This is a genomic window from Curtobacterium guangdongense (assembly GCF_049341845.1).
Classification (GTDB): Bacteria; Actinomycetota; Actinomycetes; order Actinomycetales; family Microbacteriaceae; genus Curtobacterium; species Curtobacterium guangdongense.
On the sequence record NZ_JBMPIT010000006.1, the window covers coordinates 123,222 to 148,214 of the forward strand.

Genomic DNA, 24,993 nt, shown 5'->3' on the forward strand with positions numbered 1-24,993 from the left:
CCGCCGCTCCTGCTCGATCAGAGCGTCGCGCAGCCCACGGAGACCTGCATCGCGGTGTGTCCGCCGCTGCCCGGAGCGCAGAGCACGCGCCAGGTCCCGCGCCCGACGATCCCGTCGATCGTGATCCACGAGCGACTCTGCACGACACGGACCCGACCGTCGGTGAGCGGCCCGAAGCGCCGGTCGACGGCGATCGGTGCTTGCCCGTAGCGGAAGCGGTCGTAGTTGAGCAGCGACTGCAGGCGCACGACGCAGAACTCGTCGTCGATCCCCGCGCGCAGGACCTTCGACACGCACCCGGCCGGTGCCGCGGAGGCTGAGGACGGGGCGGTGATGAGGGGTGTCACCGTGGCGATGGCGGTCACCACGAGGACGGCGAACAGTCGTGCGCGTCGGTTCTGGGTCACGGGCTCATCCTGGCCGGTGTGGAATGTGACATGCAACCAGATGCACGGGTTTTGCCGTCGTGGTCGTGAGCACCCCGGATCATCCGCTAGACTTCTGCAGGTCGCTTCACGAAGTGACCAGCACACCTCGGGGTGTGGCGCAGCTTGGTAGCGCGCCTCGTTCGGGACGAGGAGGTCGCAGGTTCAAATCCTGTCACCCCGACAGATGAAGGCCCGGATCCGTACGGATCCGGGCCTTCTCCGTGTCCTGGGGACACGTGTGCCCGAGGACACACCGGCCGGTGTGCCAGGACGTGTCCCCGCCGGCCGACGCTAGCCTGACTTGCGACATGGAGACCCCCGACCGCCTCGCCCCAGTCGTCGCCCGCATCGGCACGATGTTCCCCGAACTCCGTGACGACCCCGTGATGGCCGCCAGCCTGTTCGAGAACGTCACGTCGATGCTCGAGGACGCACACCGTCGCTACGCCGAGGGCGAGGAAGGCTCGATCACGAGCGACCTCCTCCTCGCCGACGAGCACCTGGCGACGGGCGCCCTGCACGCCGAACACATGCAGCACCCGGCAGGGGCGATGCTCGCGGCTGAGGTGCTCTTCGACGAGTACCTGCCGGTCTTCGTCGACGAGGTCGATGCCAGCACCCCCACGGAGCTCATGCGTGCGTCCAGGGCCCTGCACGCGGGCATCTGGAGTCGGTTCCCCGCCGGAGCGGTCGCGTACACCGAGGCGCTCCGCCAACGCGTCACGACGGCGAACCTGGACTCCAGGGCCCACATCGCCCGCGACCTGCACGACCGGGTCGCGCACGGGATCCTCGCCGGCCTCCAGCGCATCGACCTCGCGCTCCTCACCGATCCCCCGGCACCGGAGCGCACCGCACAGCTCGAGGCCGCCGCGACGCAGCTGCGCCGAGCGCTCGGCGACGTCCAGAACCTCGCCGTCGCCCTGCACGCCCGCGTCGGGGACGACGTCCTGGACGCCGCGCTCGCCCGACACGTCAAGGACCTGTTCCCGGACACCGAACGGGTGACGATCGCGTCGCACGGCACAGCGGTACCGCTCGTGAACTGGCGGGCGGAGGAGTCGCTGACGATCCTCCTCGAAGCACTCACCAACTGGTGGAAGCACGCGCGCGACGCCGCCGTCCACGTCCGGTTCGACTGGGGTGCTGATGCCCTCACCGTGACCGTGCGAGACCATGGTCCCGGGTTCGACACCGACGGAAGCGCCGAGGGCCGACTGGGTCAGTCCACGATGCGGGAGCGCGCCGCGCTGATCGGCGCTCGGATCGACGTCACGAGTGCACCCGGCGCCGGCACGACCGTCACGCTCGTCGTGCCGAAGGGCGCACTGTGACGTCGGCGGTGACGCACGTCGCGATCGTCGACGACCACCGGCTCTTCCGCGAGGGCCTCGCAACGATCCTGGCGTCGGTCCCGACAATCCGCGTCGTCGCACACGGTGAGCGCCCGTCCGACGTCCTCGACGGGCCCGAGGCCGCCGCGATCGACGTCCTGCTCCTCGACGTCGAGCTCGACGGTCCCCCCGCCCGCAGGACCATCGCCACCGTGCGACGGAACCACCCGGGCATCGCCGTCGTCGTCCTGACGATGCACCGGGACGCCGTCCTCCGCCGCGCGCTGCTGGACGCCGGCGCGGTGGACTTCGTGACGAAGGACACCCCGAGCCGCGAGCTCGTCGAGCGGATCGTCCGCGCGAGCACCGGACCTGCCGCACCGGTGACGTTCCCGGTGGACGTCGTCACCGACGCCCGCGCCGGCTCCCCGCTGAGCGACCGCGAGGTCGAGGTGCTCCGGCTCGTCGCCGCTGCGCGCTCGAACGCCGAGATCGCCACCGACCTCGGTCTCGCGATCGGGACGGTGAAGCGCCACGTCTACAACGTCTTCCGGAAGCTCGACGTGACCAGCCGGGTGGGAGCCGTGGCGACGGCCACGCGACTGGGCCTGCTCACCTGACCCGAGCCTCCCGGCTGACTGCCCGTGCCGAGGGAACAGAAATGGTCGAGTCCGAGCGCCGGACTCGACCATTTCTGTTCCCTCGACCGACGCACGACGCGCGACGCACGACGCAGGACGCACGACGCGCGTTGCATCGGCGATGCGCAGCGCCCGTCAGCCGACGGCGACGGACGGACGCACCAAGCGCCCGGCCCCGTGCAGCGACGCGACGACGTCGAGCGCCTGGTGCCGGTACCGCGCCTGCGCAGCACCCGGCGCGACGATCACGCCGTTCGCACCGGTCGACTCGAGCAACGAGTTGATCTTCGACGCGACCTCGTCCGCCGAGCCGTAGGCCTGGCGCTCGGTACGCGCCGCGATGAACCGGCGCTCGAGGTCGCTGAACTCGTAGGCGCGGGCCTCGTCCATGGACACCGGCTCGGGCTTCGCGCCCTGGCGCATCCGGATGAACGAGATCATGCCGGGAGCGCTCTGCTCCTCGATGACGGCGGGGTCCTCGTCGGTGACGACCTGCACGCCGATGAGTGCGTTCGGCTCCGACCGGAAGCGCGAGGGACGGAACGAGTCGCGGTAGAGCGCGAGCGCCGCCTCGGTGTTGTCGGACGCGAAGTGGTGCGCGAACGCGAACGAGATGCCGAGCGCACCGGCGACCTGCGCGCTGTAGCCGGACGACCCCAGCAGCCAGAACTCGGGCACGTCGCCGTACCCGGGGACGGCGCGGATGCGCGCGAGCGGGTTGGACTCGTCCATGCCGGTGAAGAAGCCGATCAGGTCGGCGAGCCGCTCGGGGAAGTCGTCGACGTCGAGACGGTCCGTGCGGCGCAGCGCCATCGCGGTCGCCCCGTCGGTCCCGGGGGCGCGCCCGAGACCGAGGTCGACGCGGTCGCCGTAGAGCGCCCGGAGGGTCCCGAACTGCTCGGCGACGACGAGCGGCGCGTGGTTCGGCAGCATCACCCCGCCGGACCCGATGCGGATGGTGCTGGTCGCGGCCCCGACGGCGCTCAGGAGCACCGCTGGAGCCGACGACGTGATCCCGGGCATCCCGTGGTGCTCGGCGACCCAGAACCGCTCGTAGCCGAGCTTCTCGGCGTGCACGGCCATGTCGATGGAGCCCTGCAGCGCCTCGGTGTTGGACTGGCCGTACTCGCGGGTCGCCAGGTCGAGGACGGACAGGTGCACGGATGCGTCGCTCATGTGGGCGGCAACGCATGCCGGGTCGCGTGCATTCCGCACCGGACGGCGGACGGGAGGCTCGGGGCGGCCCCGCCACGGGCCTCCTGTCCGGTGCGCGGCCCGTCAGTTGCCGTCGAGGCGGCCGCCCGACTCCGTCAGGTAGCAGTTCGCGCAGAGGGACTCGTACTCGACGTCGACGCCGTCGATCGCGACCTGTGACCCGTCGAACACGAAGCGCCCGTCGACCTTGCGGGCGTTGAACACCGCCTTGCGGCCGCAGCGGCAGATGGTCTTGAGCTCTTCGAGCGAGTGCGCGACCTCGAGCAGACGTCGGCTGCCGGGGAAGGCCTCTGTGCGGAAGTCGGTGCGGATGCCGTACGCGATCACCGGGATCTCGTCGAGGACCGCGATCCGCAGCAGGTCGTCGACCTGCGTCGGGGTGAGGAACTGCGCCTCGTCGACGAGCACGCAGCTGACCGGACGGACCATGCCGTCGAGCCGGTCGGACTCGGGGTCGGTGGCACCGGCGTCGGTGACGGCACCGCGCACGTCGACGTCGGCCGGCAGCACGATGTCGACCTCCCGCGTCACGCCGAGACGGGAGACGATCTCGCGGTCCCCCCTCGTGTCGACGGACGGCTTCGCGAGGAGCACGCGGTGTCCGCGCTCCTCGTAGTTGTACGCGGCCTGCAGGAGCCCCGTGCTCTTACCGCTGTTCATCGCCCCGTAGCGGAAGTACAGCTTCGCCACTAGGAGAGGAAGCCGTCCTCCGCCGCGCGACGGATCAGGTCGGACTTCTTCGACGCGGGACGACCGACCTTGGCGTACTTCTCGCGGACCCGGCGCAGGTACGTCTTCGCGGTCTCGTACTGCACGTTCATCTGCGACGCGACCTCGTTGGTGGAGTAGCCGGACACGTACAGCCGGAGCGCCTCTTCCTCACCGTGGCTGAGCTTCGGTCGCTGGTGGGCCGTCGCGCCGGTCGGGAGCGGACGCCATTCACGCTGGGTCGGGGTCTCCCGCTCGACGCCCATCACGTCGCGGGCGACGTCCATCACCTCGCGCATCGGGAGCGACTTCGACAGGAAGGCAGCGGCACCGGCGGCGAGCGCACGGTCGCGGGACTCCCGGGTGTCGACGCTCGACAGGACGATGACCTTCGCGCCGGCGGCACGGCAGGTGCGGACGCGGGCCTCGATCGAGACGGGCTCCTTCAGCTGGAAGTCCAGGAACACCAGGTCCGTCGGGAAGCTGTCGCTGTGCACCATCTCGAGCCAGGTGTGCGCGGTGAGGGCCAGGTCGAAGTCGAAGGCGTTCACGGCGATCCAGCTCGACAGGCTGTCGAGGAGGACTTCGTGGTCGTCGAGGATGGCCAGTCGCACCCGGCGGGATCCGGGGTTCGGCAGGGCAGGCATCCCTTCCGTCAGCCTGTTCGGGTCAGTGCTGGTCATACGAGAACCTTAGTGCGAGGGACGAGGGACGGACCGCGACGTCGAGGTCGGGGAAGGTGACGCGGAGGACGGCGAAGTAGGGGTCGAACGTGCGGTGGATGCCGACGTCCGAGTCGGCGACCGCGACGTCGAGGGCGATCTCGACGCGGCCGTCCGCGATCCGCTGCACGGCGGCGCGGAAGCCCGCCGGATCGACGGTGGAGGCGCGGAGCGCTGCCCGGACGAACGTGCGGACGACCGTGCGTTGGTCGGCGTCGAGCGTGCTGATGAGCCCGTCGGGATCGTCGATCGCCGCTCCCGCACCGCCCTCGGCACGGACGGCCTGCTCGAACCACGTCCGGTCGGCGTCGGCGACCATCGCCCGGCGGATGCCGTCGGCGATCGACCTGGCGCGGGCCCGGTCCGCGTCCGTGATCGTCTCGCGGGTGCGGAGCTCGGCGAAGAACGGTGCGACGTCCCGCGCGAGGATGATCGAGCGGTCCTGCTGCACGCTCGCGGCGATGCCGTCGCGCTCGGCCCGCGCCACCGAGTACGAGCCCGCACGGATCTGCACACGCTCCGCGAGCCCGCCGAACGTCCACGCGAACACCCCGGCGGCCGCCGTGAGGACCAGGGTCGGAGCGGCCGCGAGGAAGGCCGCGACGGCCACCGGCACGCCGTTCGGGAACTGCGACGCAGCGACGCCCCAGGCGACACCGTCGACCACCGCGAGCGCCACGCCGCCGACCACGAGGTCACGCCACGGGCGGTACGGGGCCACCATGACGATGCCCGTCGCCGTGAGCAGGGACATGAAGTCGTTCAGTGCGCTCTCGTCCGGCCCCCACTGCGCGGCGACGCTCGTCACCGCGGCCAGCGCGAGCAGCCCGACGTGGAGGACGAACGCCCAGCGCGGGAAGGGCGCGCGGAACGGGCTCGACGCCGTGATCACCACCGCTGTGGACGCCGCGAGGAGCAGGACGGTCAGGGCGCTGAGCGTCGGGCTGCCGACGACGTCACGGTCGAACACCGAGACGACGATCGCCCACACCACGCCGACCGCACCGAGGACCACGGCGAGCGGCCGCGATCCCATCGCGCCGAGCGGGTCGTACTGCTGTGCGGTCCTGGCGCTCATGAGGCAGCCCCGAGTTGGTCGTCGCCGTCGGCTCGCCCGATCGACCGGACGGACCCGGTCAGCGCGCCGTACGGCACCGTCATCATCACGCTCGTGCCGGTTTCGGGTGACGACCACACCTGTACGTCGCCGCCGACACGGCCGACGCGCTCCCGGACCGAGTTCCGCAGCCCCATCCGGTCGGCGCCGGTCTGCTGCTCGTCGAAGCCGCGGCCGTCGTCGACGACCATGACCGTGCACGCGACGCCGTCGTCGAACACGCTCACCTCGGCGGTGTCGGTGCCGGCGTGCTTCCGCACGTTCGCCAGGCACTGTCCGACCGCACGGACGAGGGCCGTCACCGCGGCCGGTTCGAGTCGCGCGATGGCGGACGGGTCCCCGGTCACGACGACCTCGAGTCCGTGGGCGCGGTGCTCCTCGACGACGTGCTCGAAGGCCTCGACCGCTGCTCCCCCGTCAGCGCGCGGCTCCGGAGCGAGCCACTCGCGACCGGTGAGCATCGCCACGTCGGACTCGACGGTCCGCGCGAGGTGCTCGTCCATCGGGCCGTCCGGTGCCAGCGCGATCGCTCCGAGGTGGTTGAGGACGGTGTCGTGCAGGATCGCGGAGGCCTCTGCCTCGACGCCGAACCGGTACGCCGACACGTGCTCCTCCCGCGCCGAGCGGAGGAGCTCCGGCTGGACGCGCTGCGACCTCGCGGTGCTGCGGCCGGCGACCAGCACGATCGCCACGACGAACGCGAGGGTCACCCACGCCAGGACCAGCGGATGGCCGGCGCCGCCGACCTGGACGATCGCGATGGTGGTGGCGACGCGGCCGACGACGAGACCGGCGATCGACCAGAGGACGACCCTGCCCGGCACCGCGCCGGCACCGCCGACGAGCACGAGCGGGATCACGACGAGCGACAACAGGTACGAGCCAACCCACGGGACCGCGATCTCACCCTGGACGACGTGCGTGAACCACCAGGCGCACGCCCCGCCGACGGCCAGGAAGGCGATCGCCGACCGCCACGTGCCGAACTGCACGTGCACGCCGATCATGCCGAGCATCGGCACCAGCGCGAGCACGGCGGGGATCACGCGGACATCAGGGTCGCTGAGACGGAACAGCAGCAGCGTGATCGCCGCCGCGACGAGGGAGCCGATGGCCGCCGCGTGGAAGGCCCGCACGGTCGACCACGCGTTCACGCGCGGAGCGAGGTGTGTGGGGATGCCGAGCACGGTGCATCGTCCTTCCGGGAGCCAGGGAGCGCCGCCCACGATCCAACCACCGATGGTCCGGCCGTGTACCCCGGATCGGGCACCGGGCGACGACTGCGTCGATGATACCGGGCCTGGCTGCACCCCTGCTGTCCCCCGAACGCGTACCGATCGGTCGTCAGAAGAGCGTCGGCACCCCGTTCGAGATGCCCTGCACCCGAGCCGTGGTGGGTGCCAGAGCCTGCTGGCGGAGCCCGTGCTCCCAGCCCGGATCGACGCGCTTGAGTGGCGAGACCCCTGCCGCCCGGTCGCTCCCCGGGCCGTCCACCGAGAAGCCCATCGAGCCCGTCGCCGGGTCCACACGCCCGAGACCGATCCCGTGCGCCCGCATGATCGGGCGGATCCGCTCGCCGAGCCAGCGGCGGTAGTCCTTCGGCGGGTAGGTGTTGTCGAGGTACATCGACCGGTACCTGGGGACGAGGTCCGGGTGCGTGCGCGCGAGCCAGTCCATGTACCAGGGCTTGACGCCCGGCTTCAGGTGGAGCGCGGAGTACATGACGCTGGTGGCACCGGCAGCCGCCGCGCGGCCGATCGCGTCGTCGAGGTGCGCCTTCGTGTCGGTGATGAACGGCAGCACGGGCATCAGGAACACCGAGCACGAGAGCCCGGCGTCACGGACCGCCCGCACCGTGGCGAGCCGTGCCGTCGTCGTCGGGGTGCCCGGCTCGACGGACTGTTGCAGGTCGTCGTCGTACACCGCGATGGACATGGCGAGGTCGACCGGGACCTTCTCCGACGCCGCGACGAGCGCCGGGATGTCCCGCCGCAGGAGCGTGCCCTTCGTCAGGATGCTGAACGGCGTCCCCGAGTCGGCGAGGGCGGCGATGATGCCGGGCATGAGCCGGTACTTGCCCTCTGCTCGCTGGTACGGGTCGGTGTTGGTGCCGAGCGCGACGGGGTGGCGGTCCCAGGTGGGCTTCGCCAGCTCGCGCCGCAGGACGTCGGCGACGTTGGTCTTCACGACGATCTGCTGGTCGAAGTCCGAACCGCCGTCGAACTCGAGGTACGTGTGGGTCGGACGCGCGAAGCAGTAGACGCACGCGTGCGAACACCCGCGGTACGGGTTGATGGTCATCCCCCACGTGCCGCCGTCGATCGCGCCGACACGGTTCAGCGCCGACTTCGCGAGGACTTCGTGGAAGGTCACGCCGGCGAACTCGGGCGTGGTGACACTCCGCACGAACCCGCTGTTCGACTCGAGCCCCGGGAGCATGTCGCTGCCCGACGCGTCGATCGCCTGTCCATCCCACCGCATGCAGCCATTCGAACACACGTTCGAACGGATGGCAAGGTCAGTGGTGCAGGCCGAGCACCTTCGCCGTGCGCGCGAGCGTCTCGTCCGCGAGCGCCGCGTCGTCGCCGAGGTCCTTGCCGTAGGTCGGGACCATCACGCGGACCGCGTCCTCCCAGCGGTCCCAGCGGTCCGGGAAGCACTTGCGGAGCAGTCCGAGCATGATCGGCACGGCGGTGGACGCACCCGGCGACGCACCGAGCAGCCCGGCGATCGAGCCGTCGGCAGCCGTGATGACCTCGGTCCCGAACTGCAGCACCCCGCCCTTGTCCTTGTCGGGCTTGATGACCTGAACGCGCTGCCCGGCGATGATCTTGTGCCAGTTCTCCGGCTGCGCCGCCGGCATGAAGTCGCGCAGCGCGTCGAACTTGGTCGACTTCGACGCCAGCAGCTGCCCGATCAGGTAGCGCACCAGGTCGAAGTTCGAGAACGCGACGCTGAGCATCGGGCGGAGGTTGTGCGGCCGGATCGACCGGACCAGGTCGAACAGCGACCCCTGCTTGAGGAACTTCGGGCTGAACCCCGCGTACGGGCCGAACATCAGCGATGCACTGCCGTCGACGATGCGGGTGTCGAGGTGCGGCACGGACATCGGGGGCGCGCCGACGCTCGCCTTGCCGTAGACCTTCGCCGAGTGTTTCTGGACGACCTCGGGGTCGTCGGTGCGCAGGAACTCCCCCGACACCGGGAACCCTCCGTACCCGCGGATCTCCGGGATGCCGGACTTCTGCAGCAGGTGCAGCGCACCGCCACCGGCGCCGACGAAGACGAACTTCGCCGCGATCGACTGCTTCGAGCGACCGACCTCGTTGAGGACGTCGAGCGCCCAGCCGTCGAACACCTTGCCGCGGCTGATGTTCGTGACCTGGTGGTTCGCCTCGAACTCGACGCCGTCCACCTCGAGCTGGTCGAACAGCTGCCGCGTTAGCGACCCGAAGTCGACGTCGGACCCGGCCGCCGAGTACGTCGCCGCGATCGGCTGGTCCTTCTTGCGACCGGGGATGAGCGCCGGTGCCCACTTCCGGATCTGCTCGGCGTCGTCGCTGAACTCGAGTCCGGCGAAGAGCGGGTGGTCCTTCATGGCCTCGTAGCGGGCACGCATGTACTCGACGTTGTCGGCACCCCAGACGAAGGAGATGTGCGGCGTCGGGTTGATGAAGTTCTTCGGGTCCGGCAGGGCGCCGGTCTCGACGAGGAACGACCAGAACTGGCGCGAGACCTGGAACTGCTCGTTCACGGTGACGGCCTTGGCGATCTCGACCCGGCCGTCCGGCAGCTCCGGCGTGTAGTTCAGCTCGCAGAGTGCGGAGTGGCCGGTCCCCGCGTTGTTCCACGGGTTCGACGATTCCTGCGCGACGTTGCCGAGGCGCTCGTACACGCGGATCTTCCAGCTCGGCTCCAGCCGGTGGATCAGTGCGCCGAGCGTGGCGCTCATGATGCCACCCCCGATGAGGACGACGTCGATCGGTTCCACCTGCTTCACTGCCACCCGACGATCCTACCGGCGTCGCGTTGTGGACTCACCCAACAACGGACGGGAGGCTCGTGGCGGATCCGCCACGAGCCTCTCCCCACCGACACGGCCGGCGCGCCGCTGGCGCGTCGCACCGGAACCGGCGGCGTGGGCCCACTCCGGCTTGTTGGTTACGCGGCGACCGCGCGACGCGCGACCACGACCTCCGCGATCTGCACCGCGTTCAGGGCCGCGCCCTTCCGCAGGTTGTCGTTGCTCACGAAGAGCGCGAGACCGTGGCCCGCTGGCGCGGACTGGTCGGCGCGGATGCGGCCGACGAACGTCGGGTCCTGCCCGGCTGCCTGCAGCGGCGTCGGGACCTCGGAGAGCTCCACACCGGGTGCCTTCGCGAGGATCTCGGTGGCGCGCTCGGGCGTCAGGGTCCGCTCGAACTCCGCGTTCACCGAGATCGAGTGGCCCGTGAAGACCGGCACGCGGACACAGGTCCCGGCGACGAGCAGGTCGGGCAGCTCGAGGATCTTGCGGCTCTCGTTTCGGAGCTTCTTCTCCTCGTCGGTCTCCCCCAGGCCGTCGTCGACGATGCTGCCGGCGAGCGGGACGACGTCGAAGGCGATCGGGCGGACGTACTTCACCGGCTCGGGGAAGGTGACGGCACTGCCGTCGTGGGTGAGACGAGCGGTGTCCTGCTCGAGCGCGGCCTTGGCCTGCCCGAGGAGTTCGTCCACACCGGCGAGCCCGCTGCCCGACACCGCCTGGTAGGTCGTCGCGACGAGGCGACGGAGCCCTGCCTCGGCGTCGAGGACCTTGAGCACCGGCATGATCGCCATGGTGGTGCAGTTCGGGTTCGCGACGATGCCCTTCTGCGCCGTCTCGATCGCGTGCGGGTTGACCTCGCTCACGACGAGCGGCACCTCGGGGTCCATCCGCCAGGCGCTCGAGTTGTCGATCACGAGCGCGCCCGCTGCCGCGAACTTCGGTGCGAGGGCACGGGACGCCGTGGCACCCGCCGAGAAGAGCGCGATGTCGATGCCCGACGGGTCGGCGGTCTCGGAGTCCTCGACGACGACGTCCTGCCCGCGGAACGACAGCGTCGTACCGGCGGAGCGGGCGCTCGCGAAGAAGCGGACCGAGGTGGCGGGGAAGTCGCGCTCCTCGAGCAGGCGGCGCATCACGGCGCCGACCTGGCCGGTGGCGCCGACGACGGCGACGGTGAGCTCCTGGGACATGGCTGCTCCTCTCAGCGGCCGGTGCCGGCGTAGACGACGGCCTCGTTGTCGGCATCGAGGCCGAACGCCTGGTGGACGACGCGCATCGCGTCGTTCAGGGTGTCGGCGCGGGTGACGACCGAGATGCGGATCTCCGACGTGGAGATCATCTCGATGTTGATCGACGCCTGGTGCAGCGCACGGAAGAGCTCGGCGGAGACGCCCGCGTTCGTGCGCATCCCGGCGCCGACCAGGGCGAGCTTGCCGATCTGGTCGTCGTACTGGATCCCCTCGAAGCCGATCTCCGACTTCGCGACACCGAGCGCGGTCAGGACGCTCTGGCCCTGGTCCTTCGGCAGGGTGAACGAGATGTCGGTGCGCCCGTTCGAGGCCGACACGTTCTGCACGATCATGTCGATGTTCGCGCCGGCGCGGGCGACGATCGTGAAGATCTCGGCCGCCTTGCCCGGCTGGTCGGGCACGCCGACCACGGTGATCTTGCCCTCGGAGAGGTCTCCGGCGATGCCGGTGATGATCGGTTCTTCCACGGTTTCCCCCTCTGCAGGGTTGTAGACGATGGTTCCCTCGGCGTTGCTGAACGACGAGCGGACATGGAGGGTGACGCCGTGCCGACGGGCGTACTCGACGGCACGGATGTACAGGACCTTGGCACCGGAGGCTGCGAGTTCGAGCATCTCCTCGCTGGTGATGCGGTCGATCTTGCGGGCCTTCGGCACGACGCGGGGGTCGGCGGAGAAGATGCCGTCGACGTCGGTGTAGATCTCGCAGATGTCCGCGTCGAGTGCGGCCGCGAGGGCGACGGCCGTCGTGTCCGAGCCGCCGCGGCCGAGGGTGGTGATCTCCCCCGTGGTGCGGTTGAAGCCCTGGAAGCCGGCGACGATCGCGACGTGGCCGGAGTCGAGCGCCTCGCGGACACGCTTCGGGGTGACGTCCACGATGCGGGCCTTGCCGTGCTGGGCGTCGGTCAGCATGCCGGCCTGGCTGCCGGTGTACGACGACGCCTCGACCCCGAGGCTCTTGATCGCCATCGCCAGGAGCGCCATCGAGATGCGCTCCCCCGCGGTGAGGAGCATGTCGAGCTCACGGCCGGCCGGGATCGGGGTGACCTGGTGCGCGAGGTCCACCAGTTCGTCGGTGGTGTCGCCCATGGCGGAGACGGCCACGACGACGTCGTTGCCCGCCTTCTTCGTCTCGACGATCCGCTTGGCCACGCGCTTGATGCTCTCGGCGTTCGCGACGGACGATCCACCGAACTTCTGCACGATCAAGGCCACGGGTGGGTACTCCTGGGGACGACGGTTCCGCGACGATGCGCGGCTTCCACAATGGTAGGGGGTGTTTCGGGGATGTTGCGTGTGAGCGGGTGTGCACGCAACGATCGTGCGTGGGATCGGGGCAGTGGTGACCGCTGCGGGTCAGCCCCCGACGAGCCGGCGCCCCTCGAAGGCACGCCCGAGGGTGACCTCGTCCGCGTACTCCAGGTCGCCGCCGACGGGGAGGCCGGACGCGAGCCTGGTCGTACGGATGCCCATCGGCACGAGCAGGCGGCTGAGGTAGGTGGCCGTCGCTTCGCCCTCGAGGTTCGGGTCGGTCGCGATGATCACCTCTTCCACGGTGCCGTCCGCGAGCCGCGTCATGAGCTGCTGGATCCGGAGGTCGTCGGGACCGACGCCGTCGATCGGGCTGATCGCGCCGCCGAGCACGTGGTACAGCCCGCGGAACTCGCGGGTGCGTTCGATCGCGGCGACGTCCTTGGCTTCCTCCACGACGCAGATCACGGCGGGCTGGCGTCGCGGGTCGCGGCAGATGCTGCAGCGGTCCGACTCGGTCACGTTGCCGCAGACCTCGCAGAAGCGGACCCGCTCCTTGACGTCGGCGAGGAGCTCGGACAGCCGCGAGGGGTCGAACGACTCGCTCTGGAGGATGTGGAAGGCGATCCGCTGCGCCGACTTCGGACCGATGCCGGGTAGACGACCGAACTCGTCGATGAGGTCCTGCACGATGCCGTCGTACATCAGATGCCCTCGCTCAGGGAGGTCTCCTCGATGAACTGCGCGCCGAGGATCTCACGCACGACGGCCTCGCCGTACCGGCCGGGGACGGGCGGGCGACGGACCTGCGGGGCCGCCTGCTGCGCGGTTGCCGCAGGTGCGGCAGGTGCGGCGGGTGCCTGGGCCGCGGGTGCTGCCGGTGGCTGTGCCTGTGCCTGTGTCTGTGTCTGTGCCGGTGTGGGTGCCGCGGGCGCAGCCTGCGTGCTGCGTGGTCGTGCCCCTCCTGGCCCCGGATCGGGGAACGGAGCGCCGTCGTCGAACGGCTCGTCGTCCAGCGGGTAGTCGTCGACCGGGACGTCCGGCGCTGCCGGTTCCGGCTGCGCGACGGGCCCACGGCCGCCGGCCTTCAGGGCGTCGAGGGCCGCCTGGGTCTCGGCAACCGGTCCCGATGTGGGGGTCGACGCGGGAGCGACGGTGTCGTCCGGACCGATCGAGCCCATCGGCGCGGCCCAGGTCGGTTCGACGTCGTCCGGGACGGCACCCACGGTGGGGTCGGTCGCCGGGATGGTCGCGACGGCCCACTCGGTGACCGGGCCCGACGGCGCCGGTGTCTCGGGGGCGCGCGCGGCGGCGGGGTCCGCGGCGGGAGCCGGTGCCGGGGCAGGACTCGGGGCCGGGGTGTCGCTGTCGGCGTTCGTGGTCTGCGCCGGTGACTGCGGTGCCGGAGACGGCGCCGCCGATGCCGCGGCCGTCGGCACCCGGTGCGTGTCGGACGACGTCGGCGCGGACGGCGCAGCGGCCGACGGCGCAGGAGCGGCGGGGGCCGGGGCCGGCGCGGGGGCGGATGCAGCAGGTGCAGAGGCGGGCTCGGACGCTGCGGGCGTGTCCTGGCGCGGAGCGGGCGTGTCCTGGCGCGGGGCCGGACGCTGTGGGCCTCCCCCGGGGCCGCCGGCGCCTCCGGGACCGCGCGCGACGAACTTCACGCGGAACCCGAGCACGTCGATGATCGCGGCCCGGACGAGTTCGCTGACGCTGGTCGCCGGGTCGGACATCTCCTTGAACGAGGCGACGTCCTGCTGGCTCGGGAACGTCAGCGTGAGGACGTCGTCCCGCAGTGCGGTCACCTGCGCCGGCTGGACGACGGTCCACGCCGACCGCTTCGCGCGTTGGACGTGCTCGAGCACCTGCGACCAGGCGTCCCGCATCTGCTGCAATCCGACGGCGGCGATCGGCTGGATCGCGGGCTCGGTGCCGATGACGGAGCCCATGCCCGTCGACGACGCCGACGCGTGTCCGTCCGGTTCCGGAGCGCTCGGTGCAGGTGCAGGTGCAGCCGCGGCCTCGGGCTCGGGGGTCCCCGGTGCGACAGCTGCCCAGGACGCAGCCGCGTCCTGCGCGGCGTTGGTCGGCGGGGTGGCCTCGACCGGCGCGGGTTCGGCGCGACGTGGTTCAGCAGCCGGCGTGGCCGAGGGTTCGGGACGGCGCTGCTCCGGAGCGGCCTGCGCCGCCGGTGCAGCCTGGGCAGACGGTGCAGCCTGGGCCGGGCGCGTTGCTGCGGACCCCGACGGCACCGCTTCCGGGCCCCCCTGGTGTCCACCGGCGTCGCCGACACCGACCCGGCGCTCGAGCCGCTCGACCCGTGCGAGCGCACCGCGCTGCGTGTCGTCCGCTTCCGGGACGAGCATCCGCGCGATCATCAGCTCGAGGTGCAGGCGCGGCGAGGTCGCCCCGGTCATCTCGGTGAGGGCGCGGTTCGCGATGTCGGCCCCACGGGACAGCCCGTTCGCGCCGAACACACCCGCCTGACGGCTCATCGTGTCGAGTTCTTCCGGCGAGACACCACGGAGCACCGCCCCGGCGCTCTCGTTGGTGGCGGCGACCACGATGAGGTCGCGGAGCCGCTCGAGGAGGTCCTCGACGAACCGCCTGGGGTCCTGCCCGGTCTGGATCACCCGGTCGATCGCGGCGAAGGCGGAACCGGGGTCGGCGACCGAGAGGGCGTCGACCACGTCGTCGAGGAGCGCGCTGTCGGTGTACCCGAGCAGGGCGACGGCACGTTCGTACGCGATCGCGCCGTCTTCGCTGCCGGCGATCAGCTGGTCGAGCAGGGAGAGCGTGTCGCGGACGGACCCGCCGCCGGCACGGACGACCAGCGGCAGCACGCCCGGTGCAACCGACACGGACTCCTGTGTGCAGAGCTGCTCGACGTACTCGAGCATCGCCGCCGGTGGGACCAGACGGAACGGGTAGTGGTGCGTTCGGGACCGGATCGTCCCGATCACCTTCTCCGGCTCGGTCGTCGCGAAGATGAACTTGACGTGCTCCGGCGGTTCCTCGACGAGCTTGAGCAGCGCGTTGAAGCCCTGCGGCGTGACCATGTGCGCTTCGTCGAGGATGAAGATCTTGTAGCGGTCACGAGCGGGCGCGAACACGGCCCGGTCACGGAGGTCACGGGCGTCGTCGACACCGTTGTGGCTGGCGGCGTCGATCTCGATGACGTCGAGCGATCCACTGCCGCCGCGCGCCAGCTCGACGCAGCTCGGGCAGACGCCGCACGGGGTGTCGGTGGGGCCTTCCGCACAGTTGAGGCACCGCGCCAGGATGCGGGCCGACGTCGTCTTGCCGCAGCCGCGTGGGCCGCTGAACAGGTACGCGTGGTTGACCCGGTTGGTCCGGAGCGCGGTGCGCAGCGGGTCGGTGACCTGCGACTGCCCGATGAGCTCGGCAAAGTTCTCAGGCCGGTAACGGCGATACAGGGCGGTGACCACGCGACAAGGGTAGCCGGGACGACCGACAGCCGGGGCCGGTGTGGAGAGCCGCCGCGCGGGGTGGGCCCGGCCACGTCGAGAGGCAGGGTGCGTGCGTGGACGGCACAGAGCCTCCAGTCCGGAACGGAAGACCGTCCCAGAACGAAAAAGACTCCTCACGCACCCGCCAGAGCCCGGTTACCCTTGCTGCGTTTCCGCCCTGGGGGAGTTGGCCTGGATGGCGTCACGTGAGGAGCCGCCAAGCAGTCTACCGGACACGAGGAGCACGATCGAACCATGAAGATCGCCATCGCCGGAGGACACGGCCAGATCGCCCTGCTCCTCGCCCGCCTGATCACCGAAGCCGGACACGAGGCCATCGGCATCGTCCGCAACCCCGCCCACGTGTCGGACGTCGAGCAGACGGGTGCGGCCGCGATGGTGGCCGACCTCGAGCAGCTCGACGACGACCAGCTCGCTCTCCGCCTCCGCGGTGTGGACGCGGTCGTCTTCGCCGCAGGCGCCGGGCCGGGCAGCGGCGCGGAACGGAAGCTCTCGGTCGATCGCGACGCCGCCGTCCTCCTCGCGGACGCTGCCGAACGGGCGGGGATCGACCGCTACGTGATGGTGTCGGCGATGGCCGCGGACACGTACGACGCCGAGCTCGCGGTCGTCCCGGCGAAGGACGACGACGCGGTGTTCCAGGTGTACCTCCGCGCGAAGGCCGAGGCGGACGCCGACCTGCGGGCGCGGAGCATGCGGTGGACGATCGTCCGACCGGGTGGGCTGCTCGACACCCCGCCGCAGGGCACGATCGCGGTGGGCAGCACGGTCCCGAGGGGGTCGATCCCCCGCGCCGACGTGGCCGCCGTCGTGCTGCACGCGCTCCTCGACGACACCGCGGTCGGCGTGCAGTTCGAGGTCACGAGCGGCAACACCCCGATCCCGGCGGCCCTGGCGGCGATCAGCTGACGAGCAGCACGCCCTACAGCGCGACCGCGGCGGACTGCCGGGCGATCTCGAGCTCCTCGTTCGTGGGGATCACGAGCACCGCGACACGGGAGGCGTCGGTGGAAATGAGTCGCGCCTCCTTCGAGTGCAGTTCGTTGCGGTCGTTGTCGACCTCGATCCCGAGGTGCTCCAGTCCCGCGAGCACGCGACGACGGAGCAGCGCGTTGTTCTCGCCGACGCCCGCGGTGAACACGACGGCGTCGAGCCCGCCGAGCTGGGCGGTGTACGCGCCGACGTAGCGACGGATCCGGTGCCGGTAGACGGCGAGCGCCGCCTCCGCGGTCTCGTCGCCGTCGATCGCAGCGGCCTGCACGTCGCGCATGTCGCCGTTGCCCGTGAGCCCGAGCAACCCGGACCGCTTGTTGAGCATGTCGTCGAGCTCGTCGAAGGACAGACCGGCCTCGCGGTGCAGCTGGATGAGCACCGCGGGGTCGAGGTCGCCGGACCGGGTGCCCATCACGAGGCCCTCGAGCGGGGTCAGCCCCATCGACGTCTCGATCGACCGGCCCCCGTCGATCGCTGCGGCCGAGGCTCCGTTGCCGAGGTGCAGCACGATCGTCTTGAGCTCGGACAGCGGCCGGTCGAGGAACACCGCGGCCTGCTCGGAGACGTACTTGTGGCTGGTGCCGTGCATGCCGTACCGGCGGATCCCGTACTCGGCCGCGAGGTCGGCGGGGATCGCGTAGGTGTACGCGTGCGGCGGCATCGTCTGGTGGAACGCGGTGTCGAAGACGGCCACGTGCGGCACGTCCGAGAAGACCTGCTTCGCCGCACGGATCCCCTGGAGGTTCGCCGGGTTGTGCAGCGGCGCCAGGCTCGAGAGCTCCTCGATCTGGCGCTCGACATCGTCGGTGACGACCGTCGCGCTGTCGAAGGTCGTCCCGCCGTGCACGACGCGGTGTCCGACGACCGACGGCGGGTGCTCGTCGAACGACGGTCCGACCTTCGCGAACGCGTCGATCATCGCCTGGAACCCCGCGGCGTGGTCCGGGACGCGAGCGGCGTCGTTCGAGGAGGACTCCCCCGTCAGCGCGTTCGTGTGCTTCCACGCGCCGGTCGCCTCGCCGATGCGCTCGACGAGTCCGGAGGCGAGCGTGCGCTCCCCGTCGAGTTCGATGAGCTGGTACTTGAAGGAACTCGATCCGGAGTTCACGACGAGGGCAGCGGTCACTGGGCGCTCACTTTCAGGGGTGGCCGGGTGCGGCCGGACGGGAGGCGGTGGCTGGGTCTGGTGGTCAGGCGGCGGTCGGCGCCGGGTCGGCCTGGGCAGCGGTGCCGGCCTGGATGGCCGTGATCGCGACCGTGTTCACGATGTCGCTGACAAGCGCACCGCGGGAGAGGTCGTTGATCGGCTTCCGCAGCCCCTGCAGGACCGGTCCGATCGCGACGGCACCGGCGGAGCGCTGCACGGCCTTGTAGGTGTTGTTGCCGGTGTTGAGGTCCGGGAAGATGAACACCGTCGCACGGCCGGCGACCGGCGAGTCCGGCATCTTCGTGCTCGCCACGGTCGGGTCGGCGGCGGCGTCGTACTGGATCGGCCCCTCGACCAGCAGGTCGGGTCGGCGCTCACGCACGAAGGCCGTCCCCGCGCGGACCTTGTCGACGTCCGCGCCCGAGCCGCTGTCGCCGGTGGAGTAGCTGAGCATCGCCACCCGCGGGTCGATGCCGAACTGCGTCGCGGTCTCGGCCGACGAGATCGCGATGTCCGCGAGCTGCTCGCTCGACGGGTCCGGGATCACCGCGCAGTCGCCGTAGACGAGCACCCGGTCGGCGAGCGCCATCAGGAAGACGCTCGACACGATCGACGTGTCCGGACGGGTCTTGATGATCTCGAACGACGGACGGATGGTGTGCGCCGTCGTGTGCTTCGCACCGGAGACCATGCCGTCGGCGAGGCCGAGCTGCACCATCATCGTGCCGAAGTAGGAGACGTCCGTCACGGTGTCGCGGGCGAGTTCGACGCTCATGCCCTTGTGCGCACGGAGCTTCGCGTACTCCTCGGCGAAGCGTTCGCGGAGCTCCGGGTCGAACGGCGACACGAGCTGCGCCGCGTCGAGGTCGAGGCCGAGCTCCGTCGCGCGTGCCCGGATCGCCGCGGGGTCGCCGAGGATCGTCAGCTCGCACACCTGCCGCTGCAGGAGGGTCGACGCGGCACGGAGGATCCGGTCGTCGTCACCTTCCGGCAGGACGATGCGCTTGCGGTGCTCCCGCGCCCGGTCGAGCAGGCCGTGCTCGAACATCAGCGGCGTGACGACACCGGACGGCGTGACCTGGAGACGTGCGAGCAGTTCGTCGGCCTGCACGTGCCGCTCGAACGACGACAGCGCGAGGTCGGCCTTCCGCGGGGAGTCCGCGGCGAGCCGACCGCGCGTCTGGGTGATGCGGAGCGCGGTGTCGTACGTGCCGAGGTCGTTCGTGGCGATCGGCAGCGAGCTCGAGAGCCCTTCGAGCAGCCGCGTGATCTGCGGCGCGGTCTCGAACCCGCCGTTGAGGATCACGCCGGCGAGGCTCGGGAAGGTGTCGGACTGGTTCGCCAGGAGCGTGGCGATGAGGACGTCGCTGCGGTCGCCGGGGACGACGACGATGCCGCCCTCGATGAGGCGCGGGAGCACGTTCTCCATGCTCATGCCCGCGACGACCGTGCCGAGTGCTTCGCGGTCGAGGAGTGCGTCGTCCCCGCGGACGAGCGTCGCCCCGGTGGCGGCGAGCAACGCCCGCACGGTCGGCGCGACGAGCACGGCGTCCTCGGGGATGGCCCACACCGGGACGTCCGGGTGGTCGTCGTGCACGGCACCGGCGACGCTGTCGCAGATCGCGGCGAGGGCATCGGGATCGGCACGGTTCACGACGACGCCGAGCAGCTGCGCGTGCGCCGCGCGGAGTTCGCTCGTCGTCACGTCCGCGACCTGTGCCATGTCCGCAGGGGTGCGGGTCCCGCGTTCGGCGGAGTCCCGTCCACCGAGCACCAGGAGTACCGGAGCGCCGAGGTTCGTGGCGACCTTCGCGTTGAACGAGAGCTCGGTCGGGCTCCCCACGTCGGTGTAGTCCGACCCGAGGACCACGACCGCGTCGCACTGGCGCTCGACCTGGGCGAACCGACTGACGATCGTGCCGAGCGCGGCGTCCGGGTCCGCGTGCACGTCGTCGTAGGTCACACCGACGGCGTCTTCGTAGGACTGGTTCGCCCCGCTGTGCTGGAGGAGGAGCTCGAGCACGTAGTCGGGTTCGTCCACGGAGCGGGCGACCGGCCGGAACACGCCGACGCGTCCGACCGTGCGTGCGAGGGTCTCGAGGACACCGAGCGCCACCGTGCTCTTGCCCGTGTGTCCTTCTGCTGACGTGATGTAGATGCGGGTCGACACGCTTCCCAGGGTAGCCGCCGGACATGTCACGACATCTGGGAGCGACGGACCTGTGGAGCGGGTGGTCATGCACACCCCGCAAGACCTGTACCATGGGGTGTCGTCATCGCGAGATGGCGCCAGGAGAATTCGCCTAGTGGCCTATGGCGCACGCTTGGAAAGCGTGTTGGGTGCAAGCCCTCGGGGGTTCGAATCCCCCATTCTCCGCAGTGCTTGCCACACGACCCTCACCATCGGGCCGGAGTGACATCGTCAGGAACGCGTCGTCCGTCTGGGCGGCGCGTTTCGGCGTTCCTGAGGGGATCCGACGGGGTGACACGTCACCGGTCCCCCACGATGGGGACCTCCGTGCACCCCGTTCGCCAAGGACTGCCACCGAAGGGGTGGACAGACCTGTCGCCGATACCCGCGAGTCCTCTAGGCTGACCCCGCGGCACCCCCGGGACGGACGGGCCGCGGGGACGAGGAGAGCAGTGGTGGGGGAAACGACGGTGCCGGCGACGGCGATGACGGACCGGGTGACGTACGACGTCGTGGTCCGGCCGCGGGCTGCGCTCGTCCGCTCCACCGCCCTGAGCATCGTCTTCTCGGCGGTCCCCCTGGCCGTCGCTCTGGTGTGGGTGTCGTTCCCCCTGCAGCTCTGGGCCGTCGTCGCCAGCGTGGTCGTCGTCCTCGGCGGCCTGGTCGGTCTCCTGTTCATCCGCCTGCGGTCGGCGTTCGTCGGCCTCGGGCCCGACGGCGTCACCGTGCGCGGCGTGCTGGCCCCGCGCTGGACGGTCGCGCGCGACGCCGTCGCGGGCGTGGTGCTCGCGACGACGTTCGGCAGCTCCGTGGACCGCACCGCGCGGGAGCTCATCGCGCTCGATGCCGACGGCACCCGGCTGTTCCGGATGCGGGCGGAGGTGTGGGGCGACGAGGGTCTCGAGCAGATCGTCGACGGCCTCGGTGTGCAGGTGACCGAGCTCGGTCGACCGCTGTCCTCGCGCGAGTTCAGCCGGCGCTACCCCGCCGTCCGGACCCGCCGTCGCTGACGGGCCGAACGGCCTAGCGCCGACGACGCAGGGTCGAGAAGATCCCCTGCACCACCTCTTTCGCGATCGAGCCGCCGAGCCCGCCACCGAGCAGTTCGGACAGCGGGTCGTCCGCCTTCCGCGAGGTCGACGTCCGCGACGACGTGCTCCGTGACCGTCGGGTCTGCGCCGCCCGCTCGGCCTTCTCGAACTCGCGCTGCGTCCGCTCGTACTCCTTCTGCGCCGCTGCCCGGTCGCGTGCTTCCTGCTTCGCCTGCGCCGCGGCCTCCTTCGCGGCGGTGGCCGCGGCACGCGCGGCTTCCTTCTCCGCCTCAGCGGCAGCGGCGGCCGCGGCCTCCTGTGCGTCCGCGGCAGCAGCCTGCGCGGCAGCCGCCTCCATCCGACGAGCCAGCATCTCGTGCGCCGAATCGGGGTCGACGCGGGTGCCGTAGGTGGCGAGGAGCGGGGACGAGGCGACCCGCGCCTCCATCTCGGCCGACGGCATCGGGTCCATCGACCCCTGCGGCGCACGGAGGCGCGTCCACGCCACCGGTGTCGGCGCGCCCTTCTCGTTCATCACGGTGACGATCGCCTCGCCGGTGGCCAGCGACGTCAGGACCTCCCCCAGGTCGTACTCGCTCGTCGGGTACGTCGACACGGTGGCGCGGAGTGCCTTGGCGTCGTCGGGGGTGTGCGCCCGGAGCTGGTGCTGGATGCGGGAGCCGAGCTGGGCGAGCACGTCGTTGGGGACGTCCTTCGGGGTCTGCGTGACGAAGAAGATCCCGACGCCCTTCGACCGGATCAGCCGGACCGTGCGGATGATCTGGTCGGTGAAGTCCTTCGACGCACCGCTGAACAGCAGGTGTGCCTCGTCGAAGAAGAACACGAGCTTCGGCTTGTCCTGGTCGCCGACCTCCGGGAGCTCGTTGAACAGGTCGGCGAGGAGCCACATCAGGAACGTCGAGAAGACCTCCGGCTGGTCCTGCACCCCTGGCACCTCGAGCAGGCTCACGATGCCGCGTCCGTCGGTGGCGGTCCGCAGGAAGACCTGCGTGTCGATCTCGGGCTCCCCGAAGAACTGGTCGGCCCCCTTGTCCGCGAAGGTGATGAGTTCGCGGAGGATCACGCCGGTCGTCTGCTTCGACAGCCCACCGAGTTCGGCGAGCTCCGGTTTGCCCTCGTCACTGACCAGGAACGTCAGGACCGCCCGCAGGTCGGACAGGTCGACGAGCGGCAGCCCGGCCTGCTCGGCGTAGTGGAAGACCAGCCCGAGCGACGACTCCTGCGTGTCGTTCAGCCCGAGGACCTTCGACAGCAGCAGCGGCCCGAAGCCCGAGACGGTCGCCCGGATCGGCACGCCGGTGCCCTGCCCGCCGAGCGAGTAGAACTCCGCCTGGCTCGCCGCCGGGGTCCAGTCCTGGCCGATGCCCGCGGTCCGTGCCAGCAGCTTCTCGTTGCCGGTACCGACCACCGCGAGCCCGGACAGGTCGCCCTTGATGTCGGCGGCGAACACCGGCACGCCGTTCGCGGCGATCTGCTCGGCGAGCACCTGCAGGGTCCTGGTCTTGCCCGTCCCGGTCGCGCCGGCCACCAGGCCGTGGCGGTTGAGCATGCCGAGCGGGATGCGCACCTGCACGTCGGGCAGGGGATCGCCGTTGACCAGGGCGCCGAGTTCGAGGGCGCTGCCGTCGACCGTGTAGCCGTCGCGGATCGCCGCGACGGACGCCTCGTCGAGCGGCCCGCTCGGTCCGCCACCCGGTTCCGCCCCGGCAGTAGCCTCGACGGTCGGCTCGACGGGAGGCACGGTACCGGTCGCCGGGGCGGCCTGCGGTGCCACGTCGACCGGCTCCGGAGCCGGCTCGGCCGCCACCGTCGGTTCCGCGTCGGGCGTGCGCGCCGTCTGCTCCAGCGCCTTCGCGAGCGCTTCGGCACGCGCCGCTGCTTCGTCCGCGAGGCGTCGTGCCTCGTCCGCTGCGGCCCGCGCTGCCTCGGCCGCGGCCCGTGCCTGCTCCACCACGTCGCTCATGGACACAGCCTATGGACGCGTACGCCGCCGCGGTACGCCCCCGGGTCGGCCGGCGGCACTCAGTGGGTGAGGGCCGGCACCGTCCGCGGCCGCACGACGGCCCACAGCAGCACGATCGCGACCGCCGAGGTACACGCCATCACGGCGGCCATCGGCGCCGCCTGCGAGATGCCGAGCCACCCGACGATCGGCGAGATGAGCCCGGCGACCCCGAAGTTCAGCGCGCCCAGCACGGACGCAGCGGTCCCCGCCTCCTTGCCGTGGGCGGCCAGGCCGATCACCTGCACGAGCGGGAACGAGAACCCGCAGGCCGCGATGAAGAACCACAGCGGGACGAGCACACCGACGAGCCCGGCACCGAGCAGGTCGAGCACGATGATCGAGACCGCCGCCAGGAAGAGCGTCGCTGTCGAGCACGCCAGGATCCACTGCGGTCCGACGCGCTGCGCGATCCGCGACGAGATCTGCACCCCGACGACGACACCGACGGAGTTCACCGCGAAGAGCAGCCCGTACTGCTGGGCGTCCAACCCGAAGACGTCCTGGAACAGGAACGGCGACGCGCTGAGGTAGGAGAACAGCCCGCTGAAGACCATCGCCCCGATGAGTGCGACCCCGACGAAGATCCGGTCGGAGAACAGGGCGCGGTAGCGCTGCCCCATCGTCGAGTGGCCGGCCTCGTGCCGACGCGCGGGCGGCAGGGTCTCCACGATGAGCAGGATCGACGCGATCACGACGGCCAGGCCGTAGCAGGCGAGGAACACGAAGATCCCGCGCCAGCTGACGAACCGCAGCATCTGGGAGCCGATGAGCGGCGCGAGGATCGGCGCGAGGCCGTTCACCATCGCGAGCCTCGACAGCATCCGGACGAGGGGCCTGCCGCCGAACAGGTCGCGCACCGTGGCCATCGCGACCACACCGCCGGCCGCGGCACCCATGCCCTGCAGCACGCGGAAGACGGCGAGCACCTCGATGTTCGGCGCCATCGACGCACAGATCGACGCCACGATGTGCACGGTCGTGGCGATGATGAGCGGCAGGCGGCGACCGACCTTGTCGCTCCACGGGCCGACGAGCAGCTGGCCGAACGCGAACCCGATCGTGGTCGCGGTCAGGGTGAGCTGCACGGCGCCGTCGGTGACCCCGAACTGGTCCTTCAGGGACGGGAACGCCGGCAGGTACAGGTCGATCGTGAACGGCCCGAGCGCGGTCAGCGCACCGAGCACGAACACGTACACGAGCCGCTGGGCGCGGGAGAGCGAGTCCCCCGGATGGAGGATGACGGTGAGCGAACCAGTGGTCGCGGGCGCGGTCACGGCAGGGTCCTTCGACGATGAGGGGCGGTGGGGGGAGGTGATCGCGGGATCGATCGAATCGATTCGTCCGCGGAACCATCCTAGGGGCGGGTCCGCATGCGCCGCACCCCGTCGCCGTTCGTTGCCGCGTGTCGTCGTGGTCGACACG

At 71.0% G+C, this 24,993-nt stretch carries 20 protein-coding genes, 2 tRNA genes and 1 other RNA gene; 6 read left to right on the forward strand and 17 right to left on the reverse strand.

Going from position 1 to position 24,993, the window contains the following annotated elements; genetic code table 11:
* Positions 1–17 precede the first annotated feature (17 nt).
* A complete protein-coding gene (locus ACO0E1_RS10805) occupies positions 18–407 on the reverse strand; it encodes a peptidoglycan-binding domain-containing protein (RefSeq protein WP_422874189.1) in 390 nt (129 codons plus the stop codon).
* Positions 408–535: 128 nt separating this feature from the next.
* On the opposite strand from ACO0E1_RS10805, the gene ACO0E1_RS10810 reads away from it, so the two are divergent.
* The 3 genes from ACO0E1_RS10810 (at position 536) to ACO0E1_RS10820 (ending at position 2,382) form a co-directional block, all read left to right on the forward strand.
* Positions 536–609: transfer RNA gene (locus tag ACO0E1_RS10810), tRNA-Pro, on the forward strand.
* Positions 610–736: 127 nt separating this feature from the next.
* Positions 737–1,762, forward strand: coding sequence for a sensor histidine kinase (locus ACO0E1_RS10815; RefSeq protein ID WP_422874190.1), 1,026 nt, complete (start codon positions 737–739; stop codon positions 1,760–1,762).
* Positions 1,759–2,382, forward strand: coding sequence for a response regulator transcription factor (locus tag ACO0E1_RS10820; protein WP_422874191.1), 624 nt, complete (start codon positions 1,759–1,761; stop codon positions 2,380–2,382). Before ACO0E1_RS10815 ends, ACO0E1_RS10820 begins: the two co-directional genes overlap by 4 nt.
* A gap of 156 nt (positions 2,383–2,538) precedes the next feature.
* Here ACO0E1_RS10820 and ACO0E1_RS10825 read toward each other — a convergent pair whose 3' ends face one another.
* The 12 genes from ACO0E1_RS10825 to ffs all read right to left on the reverse strand — a co-directional run bounded on the left by ACO0E1_RS10825 (position 2,539) and on the right by ffs (position 16,381).
* On the reverse strand, positions 2,539–3,579 hold the full coding sequence (locus tag ACO0E1_RS10825) for an LLM class flavin-dependent oxidoreductase (RefSeq protein WP_422874192.1): 1,041 nt from the start codon (positions 3,577–3,579) through the stop codon (positions 2,539–2,541).
* 102 nt (positions 3,580–3,681) lie between these two features.
* On the reverse strand, positions 3,682–4,308 hold the full coding sequence (locus ACO0E1_RS10830; RefSeq protein WP_422874193.1) for a thymidine kinase: 627 nt from the start codon (positions 4,306–4,308) through the stop codon (positions 3,682–3,684).
* Complete coding sequence (locus tag ACO0E1_RS10835) at positions 4,308–5,009, reverse strand: DNA-binding response regulator (protein ID WP_281265086.1); 702 nt, start codon at positions 5,007–5,009, stop codon at positions 4,308–4,310. The genes ACO0E1_RS10830 and ACO0E1_RS10835 overlap by 1 nt, the downstream gene beginning before the upstream one ends.
* Positions 4,996–6,126, reverse strand: coding sequence for a hypothetical protein (locus ACO0E1_RS10840; protein WP_422874194.1), 1,131 nt, complete (start codon positions 6,124–6,126; stop codon positions 4,996–4,998). Before ACO0E1_RS10840 ends, ACO0E1_RS10835 begins: the two co-directional genes overlap by 14 nt.
* On the reverse strand, positions 6,123–7,352 hold the full coding sequence (locus ACO0E1_RS10845; RefSeq protein WP_422874195.1) for a sensor histidine kinase: 1,230 nt from the start codon (positions 7,350–7,352) through the stop codon (positions 6,123–6,125). The genes ACO0E1_RS10840 and ACO0E1_RS10845 overlap by 4 nt, the downstream gene beginning before the upstream one ends.
* Before the next feature lie 157 nt (positions 7,353–7,509).
* Positions 7,510–8,646 (reverse strand): Rv2578c family radical SAM protein, encoded by a 1,137-nt coding sequence (locus ACO0E1_RS10850; protein ID WP_422874196.1) that lies wholly within the window; start codon positions 8,644–8,646, stop codon positions 7,510–7,512.
* Between the two features lie 37 nt (positions 8,647–8,683).
* The gene (locus ACO0E1_RS10855; protein WP_422874197.1) at positions 8,684–10,171 is read right to left on the reverse strand and encodes a malate:quinone oxidoreductase; all 1,488 of its coding nucleotides are present in this window, start codon (positions 10,169–10,171) and stop codon (positions 8,684–8,686) included.
* Positions 10,172–10,326: 155 nt separating this feature from the next.
* Positions 10,327–11,382: an aspartate-semialdehyde dehydrogenase gene (locus ACO0E1_RS10860; protein ID WP_422874198.1), complete on the reverse strand. Its 1,056-nt coding sequence runs from the start codon at positions 11,380–11,382 to the stop codon at positions 10,327–10,329.
* Positions 11,383–11,393: 11 nt separating this feature from the next.
* On the reverse strand, positions 11,394–12,656 hold the full coding sequence (locus ACO0E1_RS10865; RefSeq protein ID WP_422874199.1) for an aspartate kinase: 1,263 nt from the start codon (positions 12,654–12,656) through the stop codon (positions 11,394–11,396).
* A gap of 141 nt (positions 12,657–12,797) precedes the next feature.
* The gene (gene recR / locus ACO0E1_RS10870; protein WP_422874200.1) at positions 12,798–13,397 is read right to left on the reverse strand and encodes a recombination mediator RecR; all 600 of its coding nucleotides are present in this window, start codon (positions 13,395–13,397) and stop codon (positions 12,798–12,800) included.
* Positions 13,397–16,141 carry a DNA polymerase III subunit gamma and tau gene (locus ACO0E1_RS10875; RefSeq protein ID WP_422874201.1) on the reverse strand — a complete coding sequence of 915 codons (2,745 nt, stop codon included), beginning with the start codon at positions 16,139–16,141 and terminating at the stop codon, positions 13,397–13,399. The genes recR and ACO0E1_RS10875 overlap by 1 nt, the downstream gene beginning before the upstream one ends.
* Positions 16,142–16,284: 143 nt before the next feature.
* Positions 16,285–16,381, reverse strand: an RNA gene (gene ffs, locus ACO0E1_RS10880) — signal recognition particle sRNA small type.
* A 36-nt stretch (positions 16,382–16,417) separates the two neighbouring features.
* Between ffs and ACO0E1_RS10885 the strand changes: the two genes are divergently transcribed.
* Positions 16,418–17,092, forward strand: coding sequence for an NAD(P)H-binding protein (locus ACO0E1_RS10885; RefSeq protein WP_422874202.1), 675 nt, complete (start codon positions 16,418–16,420; stop codon positions 17,090–17,092).
* Positions 17,093–17,105: 13 nt separating this feature from the next.
* Here ACO0E1_RS10885 and ACO0E1_RS10890 read toward each other — a convergent pair whose 3' ends face one another.
* Both ACO0E1_RS10890 and pta read right to left on the reverse strand, forming a co-directional pair.
* Positions 17,106–18,302: an acetate/propionate family kinase gene (locus ACO0E1_RS10890; RefSeq protein ID WP_422874203.1), complete on the reverse strand. Its 1,197-nt coding sequence runs from the start codon at positions 18,300–18,302 to the stop codon at positions 17,106–17,108.
* Positions 18,303–18,366: 64 nt separating this feature from the next.
* Positions 18,367–20,493, reverse strand: coding sequence for a phosphate acetyltransferase (pta, locus tag ACO0E1_RS10895; RefSeq protein ID WP_422874204.1), 2,127 nt, complete (start codon positions 20,491–20,493; stop codon positions 18,367–18,369).
* Positions 20,494–20,615: 122 nt separating this feature from the next.
* Here pta and ACO0E1_RS10900 point away from each other — a divergent pair.
* Both ACO0E1_RS10900 and ACO0E1_RS10905 read left to right on the forward strand, forming a co-directional pair.
* Positions 20,616–20,700, forward strand: a tRNA-Ser gene (locus tag ACO0E1_RS10900).
* Between the two features lie 269 nt (positions 20,701–20,969).
* Positions 20,970–21,524, forward strand: a complete 555-nt coding sequence (locus ACO0E1_RS10905; RefSeq protein WP_422874205.1) for a hypothetical protein — start codon at positions 20,970–20,972, stop codon at positions 21,522–21,524.
* 13 nt (positions 21,525–21,537) lie between these two features.
* On the opposite strand, the gene ACO0E1_RS10910 is transcribed toward ACO0E1_RS10905, so the two are convergent.
* Both ACO0E1_RS10910 and ACO0E1_RS10915 read right to left on the reverse strand, forming a co-directional pair.
* On the reverse strand, positions 21,538–23,529 hold the full coding sequence (locus ACO0E1_RS10910; RefSeq protein ID WP_422874206.1) for a helicase HerA-like domain-containing protein: 1,992 nt from the start codon (positions 23,527–23,529) through the stop codon (positions 21,538–21,540).
* 59 nt (positions 23,530–23,588) lie between these two features.
* On the reverse strand, positions 23,589–24,845 hold the full coding sequence (locus ACO0E1_RS10915) for a multidrug effflux MFS transporter (RefSeq protein WP_422874207.1): 1,257 nt from the start codon (positions 24,843–24,845) through the stop codon (positions 23,589–23,591).
* Positions 24,846–24,993: the final 148 nt, after the last annotated feature.